We start from the raw sequence: 4404 nt of genomic DNA, 5'->3' as shown, positions 1-4404 counted from the left end.
AGCTCGGCGTGGTGGAGGCCAAGGCGGAAGGCGAGGCACTGACCGAGGGCGTGGCGCAGGCCAAGAATTATGCAGGCAAGCTGGCCATCCGCCACACCTACGCCACCAACGGGCACGGCATCTACGCCATCGACATGCAGACCGGTAAGGAAAGCGAAATCGCCGCCTACCCGACACCGCAGGAACTCTGGGATCTGACCTTCGCCGAGGCGAACGCGTGGCGCGACCGGTTCGCCGTTGTGCCTTACGAGGACAAAGGCGGCTCGCATCCGGGGCGGTATTATCAGGACATCGCCATCGAGCGCGTGATGCAGGCCATCGCGGAGGACAAACAGCGCATCCTGCTGACGCTGGCCACCGGCACGGGAAAGACCTTCATCGCGTTTCAGATCGCGTGGAAACTCTTTCACGCCCGCTGGAACCTGAGCCGAGAAGCCACCCGCCGCCCCCGCATCCTGTTCCTCGCCGACCGGAACATTCTGGCGAATCAGGCTTTCAATGCGTTCTCCGCGTTTCCAGAAGACGCGCTCGTCCGCATCTCGCCGGATGACATCAAGAAGAAAGGAAAAGTGCCGAAGAACGGCAGCCTGTTCTTCACCATCTTCCAAACCTTCATGAGTGGCCCGCCGAAAGATGGGCAACCGTCACCCTACTTCGGCGAGTATCCGCCGGACTTTTTCGATTTCATCGTCATTGACGAGTGCCACCGCGGCGGCGCGAACGACGAGAGCACCTGGCGCGGCATCCTGGACTACTTCGAGCCGGCGGTGCAGCTCGGCCTGACGGCCACGCCCAAGCGCGACGAGAACGTGGACACCTACCGCTATTTCGGCGAGCCGGTCTATGTCTATTCGCTCAAGGACGGGATCAACGACGGCTTCCTGACGCCCTTCCGGGTGAAGCAGATCCAGACCACGCTCGACGACTATGTGTACACGCCGGACGACACGGTGCTGGAGGGCGAGATCGAAGAGGGCAAGCGGTACGAGGAGACGGACTTCAACCACATCATCGAGATCAAGAAACGCGAGGAATACCGGGTCCGGCTCTTCATGGAGCAGATTGACCAGAGCGAGAAGACGCTGGTGTTCTGCGCGAGCCAGGCCCATGCCCTGGCCGTGCGAGACCTGATCAACCAGATGAAGACGAGCCGGGATCCGAACTACTGCCAGCGGGTGACGGCGGACGAAGGCGAGCTGGGCGAGCAGTATTTGCGCGATTTCCAGGACAACGAGAAAACGATCCCGACCATCCTGACCACCTCGCAGAAGCTCTCGACAGGGGTGGACGCCCGGAACATCCGCAACATCGTCCTGATGCGGCCGATCAACCGGATCATCGAGTTCAAGCAGATCATCGGGCGCGGCACCCGGCTCTACGACGGCAAGGACTACTTCACCATCTACGACTTTGTGAAGGCGTACCACCATTTCAGCGAACCGGAGTGGGACGGAGAGCCCATTGAGCCGGAACCCTGCCCGAAGTGCGGTTGCCAGCCCTGTGTGTGTGAGAAGAAGCCGCCTGAGCCGTGCCCGGTCTGCGGCCAGATTCCATGTGTCTGCCCGCCGGAGCCCTGCCCGAAGTGCGGCCAACGGCCTTGCGTATGCGAGAAGCCGCCCCCGCGTCGCCGGATCAAGGTGAAGCTCTCCGATGGCAAGGAGCGGACCATCCAGCACATGATGATGACCAGCTTCTGGCATCCCGACGGCACGCCCATGTCGGCCCAGCAGTTCATGGAAATGCTCTTCGGAAAACTGCCGGAGTTTTTCAAGGACGAGGATGAACTCCGGGCCATCTGGAGCGCGCCGGACACGCGCAAGAAACTCTTACAGGGGTTGGCCGACAAGGGCTTCGGCCATGACCAACTGGCCGAAATGCAGAAGATCATCGATGCCGAGAAGAGCGACCTCTTTGACGTGCTGGCCCATGTCGCCTACGCCCTGCCGCCGCTCACCCGCGAAGTCCGGGCGGCGAACGCGCGGATTCACATCAATACCCGATTCAGTGCCAAGCAACAGGCGTTCCTCGACTTCGTGCTCCAGCATTACATCACCGTCGGAGTGGAGGAACTTGACCAGGAAAAGCTCACCCCGCTGCTCATGCTCAAGTACCACAACTCCCTGGCGGATGCGGTGGCCGACCTCGGCGGGCGGCCCGAAGAGATCAACAAAGCCTTTGCCGGGTTCCAGAAGTACCTTTATCAGCAAGCGGCTGTGGCATGACAGTGAGGAAAGACTGGAGGGCTACAATATGACTCCTTACCTCGGATCCAGCACCCCGGGCATGGCCTTATAGGGGAGTATCCCCCTTGCCACGACTGCCGCATACATGATTTCGACCCGCCACTTCGGTTCCGGGTACGGGGCCGCATAAAGGGCCTCCCGAAAGACCCGGGCCGACAGTCCCCATGGCCAGCCCTCCCGCACGACGAAATCATGTACCGCCGCCCCGTATTCCCCCGTGTCTCCACATAGAAGCCAAGCCAGGGGGATCCGGGGAACGCTTGCTCCATCATAAATGAACCCATGCAGGGGAGGGCCCCCTGGAATGACCAGGGTCTCCGGCTCCGGGGTCTGGTAGGTCGTATAAATCAGGTCCGAGGTCAGCCGCCGCCATCGGCCATTCAGCCGGGTCAGGCGCAGCTCGGTCAGGAAAACGCCGGGGTGCGTGGTCACGCTCCCACCCCCCTTTTCTCCCTGGCCAGAATTGATTCCAGCCGCTTGTCGAGCCGGACCCACGCATCAAGGGCCGTCTGAGCCCACTCCACTATTCCGGTTCCCCGGACCCGGGCCGAATAGCCGGGCCGCCCGTCCGGGCCTGGGGCCTCGCTGATTTCCACGTCTGCACCCTCCACGGCCATGCTCAAACCTCCAGCTCATAGGTTGGCAAGGCCTGGGCCTCGCATAGAACCCGGCCGTCCTGATAAAACGCCATTTCGCCCACGGTGACGTCCTGCCCCTGGACCCGAACCGTGCCCCCTGCCGGGGTCGTGATCGTGCTGGTTCCGTCGGCGTTGTGGGCCGCCACCTCCCCCACAAGCATGGGCGAGGCTGGCAAAAGTCGCTTGAATTTCGCCATTAAGTTCATTCGTGCCACCTTTCGATTTCCAGAGTTTGCCGGACCGTGGTTCCCTCGTTGCTCCGGGCCGCCTTGACGCTGATCCCCGAGACTTGTCCTTTCCAGGCCGAAACCTGAACAAGGGACCCGGGCAGGATCAAGCCGGGCTCCGAAGGCGATGCCATCAACGGGAGACTGACCGAATACCGGGACCATTTCCCCGCCCCTGCAAGGATCATCCTCCCCCTGGAAATGGCCGCCGCCGTGCTTGTGATAAGGCTGTCGGTCACCATGGGGGCCTGATTGGCTCCCGCCGTGCCCGCCCGCTTAACAAGGGCCTGGACCCCCTGCGCCGCCCCCCGGACCCATACGCCGTCCGAGCAGGGGCCCGGGGCCCATTCCCGGTCAAGGGCAAGGACCGGGTCCTCGGTCATCGAGATGTCAGGGCTTGCCCCTGCCCATGTCCATGGGGAAAGAGGATAGCGAGGCAGGGCGGTCAGGACCTTGCCGCTTGGGGCCGTCTGGATGCACCCGCCCGCCGCCTGGACGATCCGGACCACGGCCTCCATGGGCGAGAGGTCCTGATAGCTCCACGCCCCGGCCGGGACGGTCCAGTCCAAAGGCCCGGGCAGGCCCCAGGTCAGGGACCAGCCCGTGTCGGCAAGCTCCCGCTCTGCCAGAGCCTGGGCGGCCATGACCGTGTCCGAGGTATATGTCGAGGCCGGTGCCCACGGTTTCGCCAGGGCCGCCGAGGTCGAGGTGCCCTTGATCCGATAGGACCCGCCTGGGAATTGCCGGGACTCGGACCAGCCGGTGATCAGGGCCGTCCATGTCCACCCGTTGATCTGGATTTCGATTTCCGGGGGGGCCGTGGTCACGGCCAGGAGGGTCATGGCCGCCGCATCCACCGTGCCCGAAATGCTCCAGCCCCAGGAGTCAAGGTCGATAGCCAGGGCCACATCAAACGCCTGAAACGGGGTTCGGTCAGGGAGCCGACAGCACCAGCTTTGGTTCAGCATGAAATAGGCCCTCCGTATCGGGACGAAACGGGTTGTGATTTCCAGGGGCTTGACCGGAGGCCAGCGGTCACGCCAGCCGCTCGGCTCTTGCTGTGAGCAGCGCTCGTCGTATGTGAAGCGGTCAAAAAAGGCGTCAACATGGTCCCCGGTCCCGACATGGGCAAGGCCGAGGTCAAAGACAACCCGGAGCCCATCGCCCGGGGGCCGCACATAATCCCGAACGCAAATCCGCTCGTACCACGCTTGTCCCCAGACCGTGAGGTGGGGGCGGTCCTGGGCAGGGGGGTCGTCATAGGGAAAGGCCAGGAGGACATCCTGGGGGGCCATG

Annotated in this window: 4 protein-coding genes; 1 reads left to right on the top strand and 3 read right to left on the bottom strand. The window is 63.2% G+C overall.

What is annotated here, in order from left to right:
- Positions 1 to 2222: DEAD/DEAH box helicase (locus tag EOM25_12605; GenBank protein ID NCC26014.1), on the top strand; the 2222-nt coding region annotated here is incomplete at its 5' end.
- Positions 2223 to 2258: 36 nt separating this feature from the next.
- On the opposite strand, the gene EOM25_12600 is transcribed toward EOM25_12605, so the two are convergent.
- From EOM25_12600 to EOM25_12590, 3 genes are read right to left on the bottom strand one after another with little or no spacing between them, the layout of a single operon-like run.
- Positions 2259 to 2738 (bottom strand): DUF1353 domain-containing protein, encoded by a 480-nt coding sequence (locus tag EOM25_12600; protein ID NCC26013.1) that lies wholly within the window; start codon positions 2736 to 2738, stop codon positions 2259 to 2261.
- Positions 2672 to 2860 carry a hypothetical protein gene (locus EOM25_12595; GenBank protein NCC26012.1) on the bottom strand — a complete coding sequence of 63 codons (189 nt, stop codon included), beginning with the start codon at positions 2858 to 2860 and terminating at the stop codon, positions 2672 to 2674. Before EOM25_12595 ends, EOM25_12600 begins: the two co-directional genes overlap by 67 nt.
- Before the next feature lie 2 nt (positions 2861 to 2862).
- A complete protein-coding gene (locus EOM25_12590; protein NCC26011.1) occupies positions 2863 to 3087 on the bottom strand; it encodes a hypothetical protein in 225 nt (74 codons plus the stop codon).
- Positions 3088 to 4404 lie beyond the last annotated feature (1317 nt).

Source organism: Deltaproteobacteria bacterium (assembly GCA_009929795.1).
Taxonomy (GTDB): domain Bacteria; phylum Desulfobacterota; class Desulfovibrionia; order Desulfovibrionales; family Desulfomicrobiaceae; genus RZZR01.
The sequence above is the reverse complement of the archived record's forward strand: the minus strand, read 5'-3'. Positions and strand labels throughout refer to the sequence as shown.

Excerpts from the sequence above, each read along its gene's own strand:
- EOM25_12595 (NCC26012.1), bottom strand. The coding sequence starts at position 2,860 with ATGGCCGTGGAGGGTGCAGACGTGGAAATCAGCGAGGCCCCAGGCCCG.
- EOM25_12590 (NCC26011.1), bottom strand. The coding sequence starts at position 3,087 with ATGAACTTAATGGCGAAATTCAAGCGACTTTTGCCAGCCTCGCCCATG.